This is a genomic window from Ornithinibacillus massiliensis, from assembly GCF_018310345.1.
In the GTDB taxonomy this organism is placed as follows: domain Bacteria; phylum Bacillota; class Bacilli; order Bacillales; family Amphibacillaceae; genus Ornithinibacillus; species Ornithinibacillus massiliensis.
The window spans coordinates 821,267-842,451 of sequence record NZ_JAGXBY010000001.1; the positions used below are offsets into that span (position 1 = coordinate 821,267).

The following is a 21,185-nucleotide window of genomic DNA, read 5'->3' on the forward strand; positions in this document are numbered from 1 at the left end:
ACAAGATAAGTATGTAGGATTATTTTGGGAGAGTGAATACATATGGGGGAGAATTGGATGGGACAAGGAACCTAGGCCCCTGTCCCATCTCTCTTCCTTTTGCTACTCTAGTACAGGCTCTCTTTTAAAGCTTAGCTTAGCGATTATCACACCAAGTAATGCCCCAACGACTGCTGGAACAACCCATTCAAGGTCAACATCTGCTAATGGTAAGGAGGTGCGAATCTTCTCAATCAGTCCTAACTTCATTCCAAAAGCATTTAACCCACTGATGACAGCAAACACACCTGTAAAGGAAAGGGCACTTACATAGACGATTCTTGAGCCTTTAAACTGGCGATGGAAAAATGTTAGTACAATTAATACAATCGTCAAAGGATAAGCAATTACCAAGAAAGGTACGGAGACTTTTAATATTTGGCTAAGTCCCATATTGGTCAGTGTAAAGCCAATTAAAGCTGTAACGAAGACAACTGTTTTATAATTTGCTTTCGGAATTAATCTAGAAAAATATTGACCACAAGCTGATGTTAGGCCAACCACGGTCGTAAAGCAGGCAAGTGTAAATATTAAACCTATTAGCACCGTTCCACTCTGTCCAAATAAACTCGAAGAAACGGCAGATAGAATTTGAGTACCATCTGCAAATTCACCCGTAACCGCCATTTTACCACCAATAATCCCAAGAGAAACATAGACTACAGTGAGTAGTATACCTGCAATAAGTGCTGCTTTTAGCATGTAGCCTTTTAATTGCTTATCATCAGAAACACCCCGCTGACGAATAGCTGTCAAAATAACAATTCCAAAGGCAAGTGTAGCTAAGGCATCCATAGTATTATATCCTTCTAAAAATCCTTTAAAAAACGCTCCCGACTCATACCCACCAGTTGGTGTTTGAAAGCTTCCATTCAGTTGCATGAAACCAGTGACACATAGGATGACTATTGCCACTAGTAAAATTGGCGTGATAAAGCGCCCTAGATACCTTTCTAGATTAGTAGGATTTAAACTAATGAGATAAACGAGTATAAAGAATACAACAGAAAACACTAGTAAAGCGATGGTTGCTTTCGGTCCATCCATAAAAGGCATGAGTCCCATTTCAAAAGCGACATTTGCATTTCTTGGAATAGCTAGAAAAGGTCCGATAGATAAATAGACAATTACCATAAATACGGTACTAAATACCGGGTGAACTCGATTTCCTATTGCTTGAATTCCTCCCTTAACCCGGGCAATCGCAAATATAACCACTAATGGCAACCCTACGGCAGTAAGAACAAACCCAGCCATCGCTAGCCAAAATGTAGTACCAGATTGAGCACCTAAAAATGGTGGGAAAATTAGATTTCCAGCTCCAAAGAACATAGAAAATAACATAAGACCGATAAAAAATGAATCAAATTTACGCATGGTGTTTCTCTCCTTTAAGTTGTTTTTGAATATAAAAAAACCCGCCCCTTAAAATAAGGGACGAGTTTATACTCGCGTTACCACCCTAATTCCGCAGAAAACTAAAAAACTGCAGCGCTCAAGTCAACGTACTATCATACGCGTTCCATTGTAACGGAGGACAACCCGTCAAAGCTTACTAGATTTTCAGCTTTGCATCTCAGAGATGATTTTCGGATAGGGGCTGAACACCGACTCTCACCAAACGCCGGCTCTCTTTGGATCAGGATTCCTAACTTACTGCTCTCGTCATCGATTTATGTATTAAAAGTAACTTATCAGATAATAATAGACTTGTCAATAATTTTTGAAAAACAAATACGGGGATAGCGCTTTAACTTGAGGTGGGACAAGGAAGCTGTCCCACCTTATTTAACTTTCCGTGTTTCGTGCGTTGGATTTTCCTTTATTTCGTCTTTGCTCATCTGGTCTTTTGGCTTTATTATGTTTTTCCTTCGGTGCGTGTGAGTCCTTAACCATATTTATCCCTCCGTTTTCACCATAATGTCATGAAGGTTCTATAGGTTTATTGTTATCGAATTGTGTGAAAATATGCAGTAGAATGTTGTTGTGTTTTCGAATTATTTTTTTAGCGTAAAGGCAGAGCTAGTACCTTTACGGTGGTTCTCATGCTTTACTTAAAGCACGTTGATGCCTATCGGTGATCTAATCACAAAAGTTGCATTGCTTACTTAACGATATAGAATCTGATATAATGATTGGATATTAGCATCTAGTACTAAAAATGAGGTGATATTGTTGAATAGAGAAGATTTAATTGCACCGGAAAATTATAATATCGTGATGGAATTTGAAAAATATGCTACTGAACCTAATCGTGTTGCCGTAATTTTGGAAGACGAGCAGGGGGACCAACGAAAAATAACCTATCAAAACTTAATTAAAAATGCGAATAAGATCGGAAATATATTTAAGGAACAAGGTCTTAAAAAGGGAGATAGATTACTAGTTATGTTGCCCCGTCTCATTGAAACATATGAAGTATATATTGCAGCATTAAAAACTGGCATTATCATTATCCCTAGTTCAGAGATGTTGCGAACAAAAGATTTGCAGTATCGAATTTCGCATGGAGAAGTAAGCGGAGTCGTATGCCATTCAGATTATACGGACGAATTTAGGGCGATTGACCAGTATGAGGAGCTTACGAAATTTACTATAGGTAATTCTATTGATGGATGGAATCATATAGATAGTCTAAAGACTTCTGTATCCGATCAATTGGATATCGTTCCAACATCCAGAGATGATCTTGCATTTTTACCATATACATCAGGTACAACGAGTAATCCAAAGGCGGTTATGCATACCCATGCTTGGGGCTATGCCCATATGAGTTCTGCACCAGTACATTGGCTTGGAATCCATGATGGTGATACCGTTTGGGCGACGGCAGCTCCAGGCTGGCAAAAATGGGTATGGAGTCCATTTTTATCTGTATTAGGAACGGGTGCCACCGGGTTTGTATATAGCGGAAAATTTGAACCAAAGAAATATCTATCATTAATAGAGACTAATAAAATCAATGTATTTTGTTGTACACCAACTGAATATCGTCTCATGGCGAAACTAGATAATCTACAGGACTATGATTTATCAGCAGTCCACAGTGCTGTTTCCGCTGGAGAACCTTTAAATCGTGAAGTTATCGACCAATTCGAAAAGCATTTTAATATTACGGTTAGAGATGGTTATGGTCAAACGGAAAATACATTATTATTAGGATTTTTAAAGGGTATGAAAGTAAAAGCGGGCTCAATGGGGAAACCAACTCCAGGAAATAATGTACAATTAATTGACGAGGACGGAAATCCTGTCAAAGTTGGAGAAGTTGGCGACATAGCAATTCCACTAGATACCCCAGCACTATTTAAAGGGTATTACAAGGATGAGGACCGTACGAAGAAAACCCGTCGTGGTAACTTCTATATTACAGGTGACCAAGCTTCCTTAGATGAGGAAGGCTATTTCTGGTTTGAAGGTAGAAATGACGATATTATCATTAGCTCAGGCTATACAATCGGTCCCTTTGAAGTAGAAGATGCTTTGGTCAAACATTCAGCGGTAAAAGAATGTGCTGTCATCGCTAGTCCAGATGAAATTCGTGGAAATATCGTGAAGGCATACGTTGTTCTACAAAGTAACGTGGTAAATAAAGGGGAGGAGTTAGTGAAAGAATTGCAGGATCATGTGAAACAATTAACTGCTCCATATAAATATCCAAGGGAAATTGAATTTATTGATGAATTACCGAAGACATCATCAGGTAAAATCCGCCGTGTTGAGTTAAGACAGCGTGAAAAAAATCAAGCATAAGAATAAACTTCCATCTATTGAGGTACTATCCTTTAAAGATGGAAGTTTTTTATTGGTTATGAGGGAAGGGGAGCGTAGAAAGGTAACAGAGAAAGGTGATCCGTGCCCTTTGACGGGATTGGAAACAGGAAAAGGTAACAGAGAAGGCTGATCCGTGCCCTTTTACCGGAAAGGAAGCAGGAGAAGGTAATAGAGAGGAAGCCTCAGTGCCCTAAATGCCGGGGGGAAAGCGGGAAAAGTAATAGATAGAGTGTGTCCGTGCCCTAAATGCCGACGGAAAGCAGAAAAAGGTAATAGATAGACTGCATCAATTCCCTAAATGACGAAGGGGAGCGAAAAAAGGGCACAGATGGCTACGTGGTGGATATGGAGTAAGTTCATATAAGTGACATCCCTTCTTTTTGAATCAGTACTAGTTTAATATAATAAAAATCGCCATGCCAATATCATGACAATTTAACGGTTGGAGCGCCTTTATTTCACTATTGTATAGGTAATGAGCATCCTAATCAGAGATTACTTTTACCAAAAAATCAATCGATTGAAAAAATATTTCTAATATTATGTTACAAATCTATATAAAATGTGACAAAAAATGGTATAATTTTCAATGAAAACTTAATTGAAAGAAGAGGTTAACATGTCAAAAGTGACAAAACCAAAGAAAAAGATGGCTTTATGGAAAAAGATAGTGATCTCGGTGCTTGCCGTGTTATTAGTTGCTGTAGTTGGTGGGGGTGTTTATGCATATTCCATCTATAGTAATGCAAAGAAAACCGTTAATGAACATATGTACAAAGAGGTAGTTAATATTGATCGGGAAGTAACGAAGCAGAAGGTAGAGAATCTAGATAACTTGAATATTCTATTAGTAGGGTTAGATGCTCGTGCAAATGAGAGGGGACGTTCCGATACGTTAATGATCCTATCGTTATATCCGGATAAAGACCAGATGCAGCTTGTAAGTATTCCGCGTGATACACGTACTATGATTGTTGGTAAAGGGTATGAGGACAAGATTAACCATGCGTATGCTTTTGGTGGTATTGACATGTCAATTGCCACAGTAGAGAATTTACTCGATATAGAACTAGATTATTATGTTGAAATGAACATGGAAGGGTTAACGGAATTTATTGATGAATTGGGCGGAATTACCGTACAGAACGAACTAGATTGGAAATCTGATGGTTACCATTATAAGAAGGGTGAGCTTAACTTAAATGGTAAAGAGGCTCTAGGCTATGTGCGTATGCGTAAGCATGATTCTACTGGGGATTTTGGTCGTACGGGACGTCAACGACAAGTAGTGGAAGCGGCGATTAATAAGGGGGCGAATATCGCTTCTATTGGGAAGATTAATAGTTTTATAGACATTCTTGGTAATAACATGCATACCAATATGGATTTTGACGATATGAAAAACCTATTATTGAATTATAAAGATGTTCGACGTAACACGACAGAGTATATGTTACAGGGTAGCGGTAAGATGATTGATGGAATCTATTATTACCTAGTTCCGGACGAGGAATTGCAGAAGGTTCATGGAATGATTGTTGGGGATAGTAGTTTGGAATAATCATAGATGGATATAGGGTAGCATTAATTGTTGATATTAGTGCTGCCTTTTCTTTAGGCATGACTCTGATTAATTAAGTAGATGCTACTTATTTGAGAGGTACTTACTATTCTATTGAATTGCAGTGGCTAGTCAAAGTAAGTATAAAGGCTATATTATTCGCAGTAATCGTATTGTTTAGTATTTCAGGAATTTTATACTATATTATATATAATGAAATTTAAACCGTTTAGAAAGGAGGATGAAATTGGAGGTAAAGAAGGAAACCATTGGAATATTGGCATCATTTCTATTGGCCCTTCCTCTTCTAGGTGGAGGGTATTGGGTGATTAATAGTTTAATGAATCAGCCTGCGAAAACGATAACAGATCAAACGTCACCTCAATCTATAGAAGAACCAGAAAGCAATGTAGACGGCACTCATATTTTTGTTAAAGATGAGATATCCATTACCGATTTAGACGATAGCTACCGGTATAATTCAGAGGAAGAGACTGAAGCGATGGTTTTAGAAGATACAGAGGATACGGAAGATAATTCAATGGAAGAGGAAGTTGATGTGTCGGATAGTATCCACGAGGACAATGTAGGAAATGAGAATCAAAACTCTTCAGTGGCAAACAGCACAGAAAGAACTAATGTAAGACAAGATAAACAACCTGTTCAAGACAAAACGAATAACAAGCCAGCTACTACGCGACCAGAAAAGAACGAACAAAAAGAAAAAACGACAGATTCTAAAAACAAAAAAGATGACAAGCAAACGTCACCACCTAAAAAAGAAGAAAAAGTCCCACCAGAAGATAATAAAACGGATTCTAATCCAAAGGAAAATGAAGAAAAACCAACAACACCTAGTGATACCAATGAAGATAATACAGGTTCACAAAAGCCACCATCAACGGATAAAGGTGATCCAACAGATGAACCTGGAGGTGGAGATGCTAGTGAAGTACCGGAAGCACTGGGATAGTACGGTTAAATTAGCCTTCTAGCGTTAGACTAGAAGGCTTTTAACATTATTATTTGGGTTAGTTCTTAAATATGAATATTACCCTTGGAATTGAATGGGATTTATCCGGTGATGATGAGTTTTACGGTATAATTTTAGTGTGGTTGAGACAAATCGTTTTAATTCCAATTTTATATAAAGGGAGGAACAATCCCTCGCCACTATAACGTGATAAACCACTAATCACGGTTCTTCACTAGGTTACTATTCCCCCTTATTCCCTTGCACCTTCGTAATGCCAATTCCACTAAAGATATAAATCAAAGCAAAGATTATTCCAAGATAAGTCATCGGAGCATAAAGGAAGAATTCTCCAGTTGATACTTGTAGTGTTTCCGCTACAAATGCTCCTGTAACGCCCCACGGAATGAGTGGGGCTAGAGCGGTTCCGGTATCCTCCATCGTACGAGACCAGTTTTTACGATGTAGACCAAATTTGTCATATAGTGGACTAATAATTGGACCGATGACAGCATATGTCACATAGTAACTTCCTGTAATGGTGAATAGAATACCGTGTAGAGCTAAACTAGAGCTCATCATAGCCTTACCACTTTTAGCTAATGCGACAATTTTGTCTAGTAGAATTTGAACCACTCCGGCTGATTTTAATGGGGATCCAAATACCGCAGCACTAATAAGCAAAGCAACGGTACCCAACATACTCGAGATTCCGCCTCGTTGTACAATCTCATCCACGATTGGTATGTTTGTTGCTTGAGAATACCCATTATTTAATGCTGAAAATACTTCCAAAACATCTCTTCCTTGGAAAATAACCGCCAATACACAACCAGCAATAATACCTACACCGAATACAGGGAGTGTTGGCTTTTTAAAATAAATTAAGAGTAAGACAAGTAGTGGTGGAATAATTAATATCGGGTTGAGATTAAAATTCTCGCTCAACGTGGATAGAATCAGATTCACATTCTCACTATTCTCGATTTGCCCACCGAATTGGAAGCCTAGAATCAAATAAAGGACTAATGAGATAAGATAACCTGGAATCGTTGTCCAGAGCATATGTTTAATATGGTCAACAAGCTTCACCCCAGCCATGGTTGGTGCCATAATCGTGGTGTCAGATAAGGGAGAGAGTTTATCTCCAAAGAAAGCCCCAACGACAATAGCTCCAGCCGTGTAATGTACGGGAATACCAAGTCCAAGCGACACACCCATTAAGGCAACCCCTACTGTACCAATGGTTCCCCAGGAAGTTCCTGCCATAATAGACATAAACGAACAGACAAGTGCAGTAATAATTAAGAAAAAGGACGGGTCAATGCTTACCAAGCCATAATAGACAATTAATGGAATGGTTCCAGACAGCATCCAAGCACCGATTAGCATCCCAACAGCTAGCAAAATCAAAATAGCTGGAAGCATCGATTTAATTGTTTCAATTAAGTCTTCTTCTATCTTTTCCCAGGATATTCCCCAGATAAGTGATAAGGTGATCACGACTACCCCAGCTGTAATGAGTGTAATAGTGGTAGGGGTTCCAAGATATATGATGCCGCCTAAAACGACAGTAAATGATAACACAAGCAGTAGAATCGCTTTCCAAGTTGATAGTTTCATAGTTTTTTCTCCTTTTTTATGAACTTGCTTTGTAACGATGTATGTAGCCTTTTATAATTCGCACAGTAAATCAAGTGCGCTTTTGTCGACTATTCTCGTTGAGCTAGTTTATTCATTTACCTTACCTCCAATGCCTAAAAAGTAGCCTGTCTTAAAAATGGAGATAGAAAAAAAGACACAAAAAAACAATGATAGAAAATAACCTATCATTGTTTCCAATATGGCATCTTCCATTCGATCAGTAGTTCTCCATGCAGACCTGCATGACAGTATGCCTCTTATTCAAAGACATCCCAGCAATAATAAGATTGACCCTTATTACGCTTCGGCGAGCATTCCTTTCCACAATCATCATCGATGTCATACTCCGATTGATTACTCATAATGTTCGCGCCTCTACCTCACCGACCTGGTAAGGTATTATTAAATTTTTCAACAAATTATACTATACTAGATAATTTGGTATGTTTGCAAGTATTTGGAATCATCAGGGTATTGGATTGTATGCAAGCAGGAGTATGTTAGCATTCTACTATATTGGTAGCTGGTAGGGCTTGTTTTACAACTCCAATTCAATTCGTATAATTGCAATTAGATGTACACCTCTATCTAACATACCTGAAACCAAATCCATCCAACATCCGTATATAAACTAAAGGAGTTGCTTTTTATGAAAAAACTGATCGTTACGATCATTTTCCTATTTACCTTTTTCATTTTTGTAGAGCCAGCATTTGCCGAAGTGGATTATGTTATTAAGGATGTTCAGATAGATGCCTATTTAATGGAAAGCGGGGATGTTGCGGTAAAAGAAAGGTTCACGTATGATTTTGAAGGTGAATTTAATGGTATTACTCGCACGATAATTCCGAAGAAAGGTACCGCTATTGAAGATTTTGTAGCAAGTGAAGCTGGATCGCCATTGAAGGTAGAAAAAGAGGATAGCGAATATAAAATCTATCGAAAAGGTAATGAAGAAACGGTAACGATAGAACTCGGTTATACGATTATGAATGGGGTAGAGGTGTATCAGGATGTTGCCCAGTTCTACTGGCCATTTTTTGATAGTAGTAATGAATCGGTATATGAGAACATGACGATTTATGTACATCCACCTGCTAGGGCGGTTCAGGTTACGGCTTATGGTTATGATGAAGCATATGATACAGCAGAAGTAACAGCGGATGGTGGTGCCGTATTTTCATTAGGTTATGTGGAAGATGGGAAGAATGGGGACATTCAAGTAGTATATGATGAGACACTTTTTGGTGCTGCTCCATTAACCAGTGAAAAAATGATGAAAGATTCGATTCTGGAACAAATAGCAGATAATGAAGCTAAGCTAGCCGCGTTCCAGGATAGGAAAGCATGGTTAAATCGTATCGCTCCTTATATAGTTGGTGGCTTTGGACTATTTCTTGTTCTATTGCTCTTCGTCAGCATACGGCAAAAAATGGAGCTAAAACATGATGTGCAACGCCGTATAAAAGAGGAGTTAACGATACCTAAGCTTAACATGAGCATACCAGCAACAATCTATTATACTAATTCATTCACACCGAAAGACCAGTTACTAACGTCATCTTTATTAGAATTAGTTCGGAAAGGTTATGTGCGAACAAAAAATCAAGAAACGTTCTTGTTAGTCGATCGTTATACCGAGTATGACCATGAGTACATGTTAATCAACTTTTTATTTGATACAATTGGTAATGGAAAAACATTTAGATTTAAAGAACTGCAAACATTTTTAGAGGATGAATCGAATCATAATGATTACAACGAACATGTTCAAGCATGGATATACGCAATAAAGCAAGAAGTAAAATCGAAAGAACTTACTAAAGCAAAGAAAGGCTTTAGATGGACGGTTGCCCTCTTGAGCTTGCTACTTGTTCCATTAGCCGTTTTCTTTGGTATTCATGAACTGTTTATGTGGATGGCAGTTTCTATTATTCTGTTTCTTGGATTACTTGCTTTTAGTATTTTTTACAATCCGAAGACATTAGAAGGTGCGAAGATTTGGGAGGAATGGAAACAGTTTAATAAGAACTTCGATAGAATACCACCCAATCAATTGGAGAAATGGAGCACAGATGAGCAAATCATCGCTGTTAACTATGCATATGGTATGAATGATAAGGGAATAAAAATATGGAATAACCCAATATTCACATCGAATAAAAGCATGGATTCATCGAACGTTATGATGTATCTGCTTCTTGCATCAACTGCGAATCTGCACTTTAGTGAGGCAGATGCGGTTACTGCTGCAACTACTAATTCATCCTCCACGACGACTGTAGGGACTGGTACAGGAGTAGGCGGTGGTGGTGGAGGTTCGGGTGCTTTTTAACCATGTAAAGTGCTTAGTGGGAGGATGCCCACTAAGCATTGTTTTTTTGTGCAATAGGGTAACGTGCACATTTGTTTAGCTTGATGAATCGACTTTTAAGATGATTTTCCCGATGTTTTTATTCTCTTCCATGTGTCGATGTGCTTGTTGAACATCCTCAAAAGCAAAGACAGAATCGACAATCGGTTTAAGCTGTTTTGATTCAAATAATTCTATCGTAGCTTGGGAAAAATCAACTGTTAGCTTCGCCTTATATTCATCACTTCTAGGTGTAAGTAATGTGCCTGTTAGTTGAACTCGTTTGCTCATTAGTTCCATCAAGTTCACTTCTACTTGTGCTCCCCCAAGGATACCAATTAATACCCAGCGACCATCCACCTTAATACTAGATAGGTTTTTGTTCCAATAGGATGCACCGACAAAGTCTAGTATCAGATCGACCCCTTGACCATCGGTAATGTGCGATACTTCCTCAGAAAAATCCTTTTCCTTATAATTGATTCCGTAATCTGCGCCTAAGGATTGTGCAAAATCTAGTTTTGCTTTTGAGCCAGCTGTTGTGATAACGTTTGCTGAAGAAATCTGTTTTGCCAGCTGAATTGCTGCAGTTCCGACACCACTTCCGCCAGCATGGACAAGTACAGTTTCCCCTTTGTTCAGGCTACCTAACCAATATAAGGTTTGATATGCGGTTAGAAATACTTCTGGAATGGCCGCTGCCTCTTCAAAGGATAAGCCTTCTGGAATAATCATTGCTCGCTCTGCTGGCATGATTGCATATTCTGCATACCCTCCACCATTCACAAGCCCCATCACCCGAGTACCGACTTTTACTTCTGTATTCGGTCCGACTTCTTCCACGATACCAGCTACTTCAATTCCTAGAATGGGATTCGTCATATAACCGGTCCGACCTTCACGATTAAGAATATCCGTACGATTAATTGCTGCGGCTTTTACATTAATTAATAGTTCACCTTCACGGGGTTCTGGCTTCGGTACATCTGTCACATGTAATTGTTCCGCTCCACCCGGTTGTTTCGTCATAATCGCTTTCATATTGATAACCCTCTTTTATGTGGATTTTTTTAAAATATAATTCCTTTTTAGCGTATCAGATGTTGGTGGGGGGATTCAAGTGAGGGTGTTTGGGGCGCTTTTCGCTGTCAGTATGAACACACTCACTTAACGAATATGTATTTGACGTATACTATTCCTCTTCCATAACCTTATTCGAACTCTTCCGATGATCATAACGTTCTGATATTTGAATTTTATATTCGAGATTCTTCTGATAATCCTTCGAGAAAACACAGGCATAGAGAACGTCTAATAAGAAGCCTATTGAGTTATTGGAGCTAAAGCTGCCTATTTTGGAATATAATTTTTCCCTTGTTGTAATTCGAAATACACAATCGGCTTGTTTGCTTAATGTATTGTCTCCAATGCTTGTTATTGCAATGATAGGTGTTTTTCTTTTTTGTAGTAACGGGAGAATGTTATGAGAGACGTGACTTTCTCCACTATAAGAAATCAGAATAGCCACTGTCTGCGAATTAGAACTTGCTGCTTCAAATTCCGAATCAATAGAACAGATGCTAACTCGCTTCCCAATCCGGTTCATATGTGCTTTAAAATCATGGCAGAGGATGAGGTTGTTTGTAATGCCAAAAATTTTAATTTCTGTTGCCTGATCTAGTAGTGTTGTTGCCTTTTGTAAATCATCAAACTTCATAAGTGACAGTGTGTCTTTGATGGTGTTTTGATGTAATGTTGCCATTTTATTGGCGATATTTAGTAAATGATCATGCTCATGGAATGGGAAATTGGCATCTACATTGGTAAAATGGCTATTTAAATATTCCATTTCATGAAGAAAATGATCTTTAAGCTCAATCCATCCATTATAGCCGAGCTTTTTAGCGATTCGAACTAATGTGGAGGGATGTGTAAATGTTTCTTCTGCTATCTGCTTTGTCGTTTTGTCTCGGATTAATTCAAGCTGTTCAAACATATAGTTGATAATGGCCCTCTCAGAAGGGGAAAAAATGTCATCTTTCATTTTTTCGGTTAGTAACATAGCGCATCACCTCTCTTTACTATACCAATATGTAAATGCTATTTACAAAAATAATAGATTTTTGTAAACGAATCTGTGAATCTATAATGATTATCACCAAAGTCACTTGTTTATCTTATCCTCCTACTTATAATGAAGATGTAATAATGAAAACAGTTACAAACTACCAACTGCAATTAGAATAAGGAGGAAAAAGTAATGACTAAAGGTGTTAAAATAGTAACCATTGGTGGAGGAAGTAGCTATACTCCTGAACTGATGGAAGGTTTTATTAAACGATATGACGAACTTCCTATTCGAGAAATTTGGCTTGTGGATATAGAAGATGGAAAAGAAAAACTAGAAACAGTAGGTACCATGGCACAAAGAATGTGGGATGCTTCCCCTTATGATGTAAAAGTACATCTAACGTTAGATCGTCGTGAAGCATTGAAAGATGCGGATTTCGTTACCACGCAATTCCGTGTTGGTTTATTAAATGCTCGGGTGAAAGACGAACGTATTCCGCTTTCTTATGGAATAATTGGTCAAGAAACGAATGGACCTGGTGGAATCTTTAAAGCATTTAGGACTATTCCAATTATCTTAGGTATAGTAGAAGATATGAAGGAACTATGCCCAGATGCTTGGCTGATTAACTTTACAAACCCTGCTGGTATGGTAACCGATACGATTATACGTTATGGTAAATGGGAAAAAGTTATCGGACTATGTAATGTTCCAGTTGGTGCGATGATGGCAGAGCCCGAACTAATCGGAAAATCTCTAGATGAGCTTGTATACTCATTTGCCGGTATAAATCATTTCCATTGGCATCGTGTGAAAGACTTACAGGGGAATGATGTAACAGGCGAAATCATCGAAAAGATGTACAGTAGTGATGCCGGTATTCCAGCAAATATTCATGATATCCCATTCTTTATTGATCAAGTGAAAAAAATGAATATGATTCCATGTGGATATCACCGTTATTATTACCGTTATGAAGAAATGCTTAACCACATGCTTGAGGAATACAATGATCCGGAGACTGGGACACGTGCACAGCAAGTGAAGCAAACAGAAGCTGAATTATTCGAGCTGTATCAAGATCCTAATCTAGATTATAAGCCAGAGCAATTATCTAAACGTGGTGGTGCACACTATTCTGATGCAGCATGCGAAACAATTGCATCGATTTATGCAAACAAAAATACACATATTGTGGTATCAACGAAGAATAATGGTGCAGTTCCAGACCTTCCAGCGGATACGGTTGTAGAAGTTTCTGCATATATCGGTGCAACCGGTGCAAGGCCAATTGCATTTGGTTCACTTCCACCAGCAGAAAGAGGCTGGCTACAAGTGATGAAGAATATGGAACTAGTAGTAGAAGAAGCAGCTGTGACCGGTGATTATGGTTTAGCTCTTCAAGCCTTTATTATCAATCCATTAATTCCAAGTGGTGAAACAGCAAAGCGTGTGCTAGATGAATTATTAATTGCCCACAAGAAATATTTACCACAGTTTGCTGAAAAAATTGCCGAGCTAGAAGCAGCTGGCGTGACAGTAAAAGATGAGATTGCTAGGGAATTAGTTTAAGGGATAGTATTATTTTATAGCGTAACAGGTGTTCTGGAATGGAGCACCTGTTTTTTCTGTGAAAGGGTCGATTGTAGCTGGTGAATGTATTAGACATGGTTAGTACATTGTTTGATTAGGTTGCTCATAGATTGAAGGTTCTCTTAATATGAACACATAATATAGCCTTGACTACTACTTATAGCAATATATAAAGCTATTAAACGGTAGAAGTAAGGTGGACTTAGAAAATGGACCGAGTTACAGACTACCAAATGAACCAACAGGTGAACTTGCACACGGACCTAAGTACGGTCCCTTTAAATAAACAATACAAAAATAAACCAAACATGTCCTGTCTAGTAGTTGACGAATATAAAAAAGCCAACCAGAAATAAGTCCTTTTCTGATTGACCATTATTAAAAGGCAGATAAATTCAATTAGACATGATACTGAAGGAAACTTCAATTCATCCTGCCCAATCTATTATGTGAGGCTTTCGCTTAAATCTTTGAGCGCCACTTTTTCAATGACATATGCTACGCCGCCTTCATTATTACTAAGTGTTTCAAAATCTGCTACTGCTTTTACCTCTGGTATCGCGTTCCTCATTGCCACGCCACACCCTGCATATTCAATCATGGAAATATCATTTCCGTTATCACCAATACACATAACTTCCTCTTGTTTAATACCAAGTAGCTCTGCTAGCTTTCTTACCGCATTGCCTTTACTTGCATTTGGATGGACGAATTCTAAGAAGTATGGTGAGCTTTGAACGATATTATATTGATCCGTTAGACTCTCTGGAAGGGATTGAATGGTATGGGTGAGCTTTTCCGGTTTATTAATATACATAATTTTTGGTATGGATATATCCTTTGGTACATCACTTACCTGGCGATATCCTAGCGGGATCTTGTTTAAATAGGATTCTAGCACGGTATATTCACTAATATCAGCATTAGGTGTATAAAGTCCATTTACATCAAAGAAGTGCATAGGAGTGTTCAGTTCCAAACTATGGTCGTAAAGGTTTTGCAAATCATCGTGTTTTAGTGATAATTCTGCTACCACTTCGTTTGAATACGTGTTTTGTACAAATGCACCGTTATACGCAATGGCATAGTCACCGTCTTCATCTAAGTTTAGTTCCCTAATATAGCTCCGCATCCCACCAATGGGGCGCCCGGAACAGAGGACTACCTTGATTCCTTGTTTTTTCGCTTGGTGTAAGGCAGCTTTTACATTTTCAGGTACTTCATGATGGTCATTTAAAAGTGTACCATCCATATCAATTGCAATTAATTTGTACATAATAATCTCCATTCTTTAACTGATAACTCTATTATAAAATAATATACGATGTTTAGCATGTGTTTGGTCTTAATGGTTTCATTTCATGTACAGGTGTCTTGTGGTGGGAGAGTGTGTTTTAGGCGGAAAATATTTATGTGAGGAGTATAAGTGGCAGAAAATATGTAAACGTGGCTTGACGGATAAGGGTTCAGTATTTTTTAAATCAATAAATAACGAAGGGACGCTGCCATAAAACGCCCCTTCGTTTCTTACAATGTCTGAACTAGAATACTAGCGATTACAATAGAAGCTGTGGTGACAGTGGTGAAGCCGCCGACGAGCATGGGGGTAAGGATTTCATTGAAAATTGCTTGTCGTTCTTTCTCATTATCAGCTACACTACGGCTGACCTCCTCGCAGATAATATAATCGCCTGGGAATCCAAATAAAGCTGTTAAAGCAACAGGTACCCCTTTATTCAAATCCCATTTCATGAGTTTAGAGGCAATAATTCCTCCAGCAATAATACCAAGAATCCCGACTACCATAATCGTGAGTACAACTGGGATGTAGCCAACAAACATACTCGGTGTAATGTCATTCATCGCTCCTAATGAATAAATAATCAGGCCAACCATAGCGATCCCAAATGAATTGGAACGATCCATCATTTTATCATTGTAGAATCCTAAGAGTGCACCAACGACACCAACAATAAGTGCCCAAAGGCTATAGCTTATTCCAGTAAGATTTCCTAAGAAGATAGCTAATGCTCCACCTATAAATAGCTGTAAGAGAAGAATGACATTGGTTTGGTATTTTTCCGGAATCCATGTTTTTCTTGTCTTCTCCTTGATAGAGCTAGTACTTGTCGCTGCTATTTCGATAGTGCCATTAGAGGATAATTCCCTTTTAATGTGATAAGCATGCCGCCGTAGATAGTGTGTCGCTAGTGGCATGCCGATTAATCCTTGAATGGCAATAACTAATGCAGGTATGGTAATTAAGCTAACCAACCCTAGCTCCTGAAGCCTGTCTGTTGTTAAGATAAAGGCAATCGTTCCTCCTGTAAGCGGACCAATTCCAGCAACTGCTGAGGCGTAGTCAAAGAGTATTGGGACAAGGAGCAATACGAAGACTGCTGCAACAATAATCCCGAATAATGCGATAAATACAGCCCTAATCTGCGCCTTCAGAAGTTTGAAGGGTACCATCGTTCCCATATGTACGATTAATGGTGCAATCATGAGTCCGCCAAATGCAGTTAATGCGGATGAACCGATTAGGTCCTTTGGAAAAATGCCTGTCCACAGAAGTAATAAGTATCCCAACATGACTACTAGAAGCATTGGAATACGTGCTCTAGACTTAATCGATAAAAATTCACCTACACCTAATAAAAGTAAAATAAGCATTGTCGCAACGACAGGTTCATTCATGATGGTCATCCCCTTAAAGTGTATTTAATTTGAATTTTCAAACATCGAAATATATTACGTAGCCATTGCCGCAGTGAATTTCACGCCACTAAACATAATGTTGGGAGGAGAAGCCCTGTTTGAGGGATTCTCCTGTTTCAGTTAGTTACTCGTTGCGGGTACTTTATTTAGCTTATTTTTTACTAATTCGCCATCTTTAAAAACAGCGACAATGTTATCGTTGTTCTCTAATGAGCGGATATCGGTTAATGGATCTGTACTCGTAATGACGATGTCAGCTAGTTTACCAGCTTCTACTGTTCCAATTTGGTCCTCCCAGCCCATGCATTCTGCCGCTGTCTTAGTTGTTGCAACAATGGATTCCATAGGGGACATTCCAATCTCACACATCAGACCTAGTTCACGAAGGTTGGTACCATGAGCCATCACTCCTGCATCTGTTCCCATGGCAATTTTAACGCCGGCTTGATAGGCGAGTGCGATGCTTTCTTTATGGTATTCCACGACTTCGCGACATTTTTGCACACCATATTCTGGCATGGAGCCACTTGCCTCAGCATTCTCTAATACCGATACAGGTGCTAGTAGGGTTGGCACGAGATACGTACCATGCTGAACCATTAGTTTTGCCACCTCATCATCAATGAAAATTCCGTGTTCGATCGAATGTATTCCGGCAAGAACTGCATTTTTAATTCCTTCTTTACCTTGTGCATGGGCCATTACTTTTAAGCCACGCCGGTATGCTGCTTCACGAACCATTACCTCAAGCTCTTCCTGACTATACTGGGTAAACTCTGGATGATCGGTTGGGCTGAGAACACCACCAGTTGCGTGAACCTTAATAACATCTGCCCCAGCTCGAAGTACCTCGCGAACCTTTTTAGTGACTTCTTCAACACCATCACACAAACCGTCCGGGCTTCCCGGATAGCCGTGTAAGGTCAGGTCGATACCAGAACGCATCCAACTGTCCCCATGCCCACCGGTGATGGTTAGTGGAGTGATACTAATTTGCATTCGTGGTCCTGGCACGATACCATCCTTTATGGCCTGTTTGACACCGGCATCCGTTCCTCCTGCATCACGTACAGTTGTAATACCAGCATCGAGTGTTCGTTTCATAAATTGAGTAGCCTGGTAAAACCGGTATGAAAAAGGCGTGGTTACTTGTTTTTCCACCGGTCCAACCTCGAACATCATATGTACATGCGTATCGATAAACCCAGGTAAAATAAATCCACCATTTACATCAACTTCCGTAACATTTTCACTTGGAATTTGAATGTCAGCCAATTTTCCCGCTGCTTGAATCACATTATCTTTTACTAAAACGCAAGCATCCACAATTGGTTGTCCGCCATTTCCATCGATTAATGTACCATTTTTGATAAGTGTATAAGCCATTACCAGCACGCTCCTTTAAATATTATGTTCATTGTAATTACAAAATCGAAACGCTAAACGAAACCCATTTACATCTGCGGAATGTATCACCTTCTAAATTGTTATGTAGTTGAATTAGAAATTTTTGATTTTAAAGGATTCTACCACATGAAAATTCCTTTGACTAGATATTTTCTAAAAATTCCTTTATATATGGTAATTTTAAATATTAAAAGAAAACGCAACCATTACGTTTGTTATCGAAATAATGAAGGTTTTATCAAAATGAAAAATAGGTCTAAATACCTATAAGGGGATGGGAGAAAGGTAAGGGTGCTTATTTCAATAGGAGTTGGCTATTGGAGAGGATGCCAGATTTAGCTCCTATCCTTGTTAGGTTAGCAGCTTCTATATTTTCGCGCGGGTTTATGGAAAAATCGCGCGAGAACGTTCGGTATTCGCGCGAGAGTCAAGGGAAATCGCGCGAACATGTCCAGAAATCGCGCGAGTACTACAGTGTCGCGCGAAATTCATATGAGGTCGCGCGAAACGCAGCCAGCCCCGAGCGAAAAGTAGCCAGTCCCGCGCGAAACGCAGCCAGCCCCGAGCGAAACGTAGTCAAGCCCGCACGAATTCCAGACAGCCCCCTCGAAATCCAGTCAGCCTCGCGCGAAATCCAGCCAACCCCGCGCGAAATCCAGTAATTTTCGCGCGAAAGACCAGGTCGTTTAAAGCAAAAAGGAAAGTGGAATGGCCTAGTCCGAGGAAAATCCAGAGTAAAAGTAGCCGGCCGTTTTGGAGCTTAAGCCGGAGTTGCTTGGGGGGATTAGAGGGGGAATTATTCAAGCAGCGAAAATCGTTTATATGAGTAGACCAGCGTACAGGCAACCATCCTAGAATTAGACTTTAGCAGGATAAATTTTCCTTGCATAGGAGCTACTGGTTGGGGGAAATTTAGCGAGGAAAATAATATTTTTTTGTATGGTTTAATGGCTATAGCGCCTATGTGGTAGCGGTTTCGACAAAAAATGACAAAAGTCGTTTATTTTTACGTTTGATATTTTATTACCTATAATTATTATGTATTACATAAATAGGGGGTAGATGTAAGATGCAAATTAAAGGTGCAGTTGTTCACGAAAAAGGACAAGAGTTCAAAATTGAAAATGTTGAGCTTGCTGAACCAAAGGCAAATGAAGTTCTAGTTAAAGTTGTTGCAGCTGGTGTATGTCATACAGATGCTGTTGCGCGTGATCAAATTATTCCGGTGCAACTTCCAGCGGTGCTAGGGCATGAAGGTTCTGGTATTGTTGAAAAGGTTGGCTCTAGTGTTACAACCGTTGAGCCAGGTGACCATGTTGTTTTATCTTTCTCATCTTGTGGACATTGTGAGAATTGTTTAACTGGCCATCCTGCTTCTTGTATCTATTTAACAGAGTTCAACTTCGGTGGTAAAATGCAAGATGGTACGCATCGTATCTCTCAAGGAGATCAAGAGGTTTCTACTTTCTTTGGTCAGTCTTCATTTGGTACGTATGCTGTTTCTAACGAAAGAAACGTAGTAAAAGTGGATAAAGAAGTTGACCTTAGACTTCTTGGACCATTAGGATGTGGAATCCAAACTGGAGCAGGTACTGTTATCAATAAATTACAACCAGAATTCGGATCATCAATTGCTGTATTTGGATGTGGAGCTGTAGGCTTAAGTGCTGTAATGGCTGCTAAAATTAGAGGCTGCTCTAAAATCATTGCTGTAGATGTACATGAAAATCGTTTAGAACTTGCGAAAGAATTAGGCGCAACACATGTCATCAACGGATCTAAAGTAGATACAGTAGAAGAGATTAGAAAAATCACAGATGGCGGAACTCATTATGCAGTTGAAACCACTGGCGTTTCACCAGTAGTTGTGCAATCTGTTCAATCACTTCGTAGCTTAGGTACAGTTGCTGTTGTCGGTGCAACTGGAGAAGTAACATTAAACGTACAACAAGACTTATTGAACGAAGGAAGATCAATTGTAGCGGTAGTTGAAGGAGATGCTATCCCACAATTATTCATTCCACAACTTATCGAGTATTATAAAAATGGCCAGTTCCCATTTGATAAATTAGTAAAATTCTATGACTTAGAAGAAATAAATGAGGCATTCGCTGATTCCGGAAAAGGAATTACTATTAAACCAATCTTGACTATGTAAGGCTATTCTAAGTTTAACTACTAGTAAGTAGTATTGGCTGCTATGAAGTCGGTATTAGGCCGAAATCATAGCAGCCAATTTTTCTTATTATAGGTCGTGGTTAATGATTTGAGACAAACTTTGTTTCCAGGCTATGTTGTAGATAGAACAAATAATGCTATCAATGAAATAGAGACTTGCTGTGTTTATTTTAATGAATTGTATTGTTTTCGTTTTCATCATTCTCATTAATGATAGAAAACAAAGAATGTACTAAGCTTAATCGATTCGCTTTCAACACAATTTCCTCCCTTGGAAGTTTGCTTTTCTTATGTCTCGCAAGCACTTTCATTATCTACCTTTATTGTAGCAAGCTCAAATTTAGGATGGGGTGCAAGATTTGACACCTTGTGTAAAATAGGTGTTGGTGCTTTATAATAGAACCTTATTTAAAAAGGATAGTTTATAAAATAAGGGAAGTTCAAAGCGATTAATAGTTAAGGATGAGTGTAAAAAAATTGAAGTTTGCTTGTTAAATGGGATTCGATATGTAATTAAGATGATAGATTATAATAGACACAATTCCTTAATTATTAGAAGATTTTAGCAAAACTATAGGAATATAATAGCTTATAGTGTATAGATGAGGTTATGACATAAGCGAGATGAAGTGATTTTACTCGTATCCTATTAAAGAATATTGTTAGCTAGTTTTACTGGTGACGAAACAGAACCAAATGAAGAAGGACTTCAATTTTATGAGGAATTATTTGATGAACTATTATGCTATGGAATTAAACAGTTAGTTACACTATCCCACTTTGAGATGTCATGTCAAAAGTAGTTCAGTTTTCAATTGCTATGGTGGCTCACTATTAAGTTACCATATACAATTACCTATTGGCTTACTTTTAA

The 21,185-nt window shown here is 38.7% G+C and carries 13 protein-coding genes, 1 pseudogene, 1 riboswitch and 1 other annotated feature; of the genes and pseudogenes, 7 read left to right on the forward strand and 7 right to left on the reverse strand.

All coding sequences use genetic code 11. The features are described from left to right. Positions 1-102 precede the first annotated feature (102 nt). Complete coding sequence (gene brnQ, locus KGF86_RS03870; RefSeq protein WP_211741165.1) at positions 103-1,416, reverse strand: branched-chain amino acid transport system II carrier protein; 1,314 nt, start codon at positions 1,414-1,416, stop codon at positions 103-105. 53 nt (positions 1,417-1,469) lie between these two features. Next, positions 1,470-1,717: a binding site (T-box leader), on the reverse strand. Between the two features lie 497 nt (positions 1,718-2,214). Between brnQ and mbcS the strand changes: the two genes are divergently transcribed. The 3 genes from mbcS to KGF86_RS03885 all read left to right on the forward strand — a co-directional run bounded on the left by mbcS (position 2,215) and on the right by KGF86_RS03885 (position 6,347). Further along, positions 2,215-3,792, forward strand: coding sequence for an acyl-CoA synthetase MbcS (gene mbcS, locus KGF86_RS03875; RefSeq protein WP_211741166.1), 1,578 nt, complete (start codon positions 2,215-2,217; stop codon positions 3,790-3,792). A 640-nt stretch (positions 3,793-4,432) separates the two neighbouring features. Further along, on the forward strand, positions 4,433-5,374 hold the full coding sequence (locus tag KGF86_RS03880) for an LCP family glycopolymer transferase (RefSeq protein WP_186868420.1): 942 nt from the start codon (positions 4,433-4,435) through the stop codon (positions 5,372-5,374). A 247-nt stretch (positions 5,375-5,621) separates the two neighbouring features. Beyond that, positions 5,622-6,347, forward strand: a complete 726-nt coding sequence (locus tag KGF86_RS03885) for a hypothetical protein (RefSeq protein ID WP_211741167.1) — start codon at positions 5,622-5,624, stop codon at positions 6,345-6,347. A gap of 243 nt (positions 6,348-6,590) precedes the next feature. Here KGF86_RS03885 and nhaC read toward each other — a convergent pair whose 3' ends face one another. Next, positions 6,591-7,970: a Na+/H+ antiporter NhaC gene (gene nhaC, locus KGF86_RS03890; RefSeq protein WP_186868422.1), complete on the reverse strand. Its 1,380-nt coding sequence runs from the start codon at positions 7,968-7,970 to the stop codon at positions 6,591-6,593. A gap of 234 nt (positions 7,971-8,204) precedes the next feature. Continuing rightward, positions 8,205-8,377: riboswitch (Lysine riboswitch) on the reverse strand. Between the two features lie 263 nt (positions 8,378-8,640). Here nhaC and KGF86_RS03895 point away from each other — a divergent pair. Beyond that, positions 8,641-10,326, forward strand: a complete 1,686-nt coding sequence (locus tag KGF86_RS03895) for a DUF2207 domain-containing protein (RefSeq protein WP_211741168.1) — start codon at positions 8,641-8,643, stop codon at positions 10,324-10,326. Positions 10,327-10,401: 75 nt separating this feature from the next. On the opposite strand, the gene KGF86_RS03900 is transcribed toward KGF86_RS03895, so the two are convergent. Beyond that, positions 10,402-11,385, reverse strand: a complete 984-nt coding sequence (locus KGF86_RS03900) for an NAD(P)H-quinone oxidoreductase (protein WP_186868424.1) — start codon at positions 11,383-11,385, stop codon at positions 10,402-10,404. A gap of 151 nt (positions 11,386-11,536) precedes the next feature. Then, positions 11,537-12,406 carry a MurR/RpiR family transcriptional regulator gene (locus tag KGF86_RS03905; protein WP_211741169.1) on the reverse strand — a complete coding sequence of 290 codons (870 nt, stop codon included), beginning with the start codon at positions 12,404-12,406 and terminating at the stop codon, positions 11,537-11,539. A gap of 198 nt (positions 12,407-12,604) precedes the next feature. Between KGF86_RS03905 and KGF86_RS03910 the strand changes: the two genes are divergently transcribed. Beyond that, entirely contained in the window at positions 12,605-13,987 is a 1,383-nt protein-coding gene (locus tag KGF86_RS03910) for a 6-phospho-beta-glucosidase (RefSeq protein ID WP_211741170.1), read from the forward strand. Positions 13,988-14,453: 466 nt separating this feature from the next. Here the strand turns inward: KGF86_RS03910 and yidA are convergent, their stop codons facing one another. The 3 genes from yidA to KGF86_RS03925 all read right to left on the reverse strand — a co-directional run bounded on the left by yidA (position 14,454) and on the right by KGF86_RS03925 (position 18,112). Further along, complete coding sequence (gene yidA, locus KGF86_RS03915; protein WP_186868428.1) at positions 14,454-15,284, reverse strand: sugar-phosphatase; 831 nt, start codon at positions 15,282-15,284, stop codon at positions 14,454-14,456. A gap of 251 nt (positions 15,285-15,535) precedes the next feature. After that, entirely contained in the window at positions 15,536-16,705 is a 1,170-nt protein-coding gene (locus KGF86_RS03920; protein WP_246521276.1) for a hypothetical protein, read from the reverse strand. 141 nt (positions 16,706-16,846) lie between these two features. After that, complete coding sequence (locus KGF86_RS03925) at positions 16,847-18,112, reverse strand: metal-dependent hydrolase family protein (protein ID WP_211741171.1); 1,266 nt, start codon at positions 18,110-18,112, stop codon at positions 16,847-16,849. A 1,090-nt stretch (positions 18,113-19,202) separates the two neighbouring features. On the opposite strand from KGF86_RS03925, the gene KGF86_RS03930 reads away from it, so the two are divergent. Continuing rightward, the gene (locus tag KGF86_RS03930) at positions 19,203-20,291 is read left to right on the forward strand and encodes an NAD(P)-dependent alcohol dehydrogenase (RefSeq protein ID WP_186868430.1); all 1,089 of its coding nucleotides are present in this window, start codon (positions 19,203-19,205) and stop codon (positions 20,289-20,291) included. Positions 20,292-20,988: 697 nt separating this feature from the next. Then, positions 20,989-21,099 (forward strand): annotated as a pseudogene (locus KGF86_RS03935) (family 1 glycosylhydrolase); the annotation flags it as partial. Positions 21,100-21,185: the final 86 nt, after the last annotated feature.

Excerpts from the sequence above, each read along its gene's own strand:
- brnQ (WP_211741165.1), bottom strand. The coding sequence starts at position 1,416 with ATGCGTAAATTTGATTCATTTTTTATCGGTCTTATGTTATTTTCTATG.
- KGF86_RS03880 (WP_186868420.1), top strand. The coding sequence starts at position 4,433 with ATGTCAAAAGTGACAAAACCAAAGAAAAAGATGGCTTTATGGAAAAAG.
- nhaC (WP_186868422.1), bottom strand. The coding sequence starts at position 7,970 with ATGAAACTATCAACTTGGAAAGCGATTCTACTGCTTGTGTTATCATTT.
- KGF86_RS03895 (WP_211741168.1), top strand. The coding sequence starts at position 8,641 with ATGAAAAAACTGATCGTTACGATCATTTTCCTATTTACCTTTTTCATT.
- KGF86_RS03900 (WP_186868424.1), bottom strand. The coding sequence starts at position 11,385 with ATGAAAGCGATTATGACGAAACAACCGGGTGGAGCGGAACAATTACAT.
- KGF86_RS03905 (WP_211741169.1), bottom strand. The coding sequence starts at position 12,406 with ATGTTACTAACCGAAAAAATGAAAGATGACATTTTTTCCCCTTCTGAG.
- KGF86_RS03910 (WP_211741170.1), top strand. The coding sequence starts at position 12,605 with ATGACTAAAGGTGTTAAAATAGTAACCATTGGTGGAGGAAGTAGCTAT.
- yidA (WP_186868428.1), bottom strand. The coding sequence starts at position 15,284 with ATGTACAAATTAATTGCAATTGATATGGATGGTACACTTTTAAATGAC.
- KGF86_RS03920 (WP_246521276.1), bottom strand. The coding sequence starts at position 16,705 with ATGAATGAACCTGTCGTTGCGACAATGCTTATTTTACTTTTATTAGGT.
- KGF86_RS03925 (WP_211741171.1), bottom strand. The coding sequence starts at position 18,112 with ATGGCTTATACACTTATCAAAAATGGTACATTAATCGATGGAAATGGC.
- KGF86_RS03930 (WP_186868430.1), top strand. The coding sequence starts at position 19,203 with ATGCAAATTAAAGGTGCAGTTGTTCACGAAAAAGGACAAGAGTTCAAA.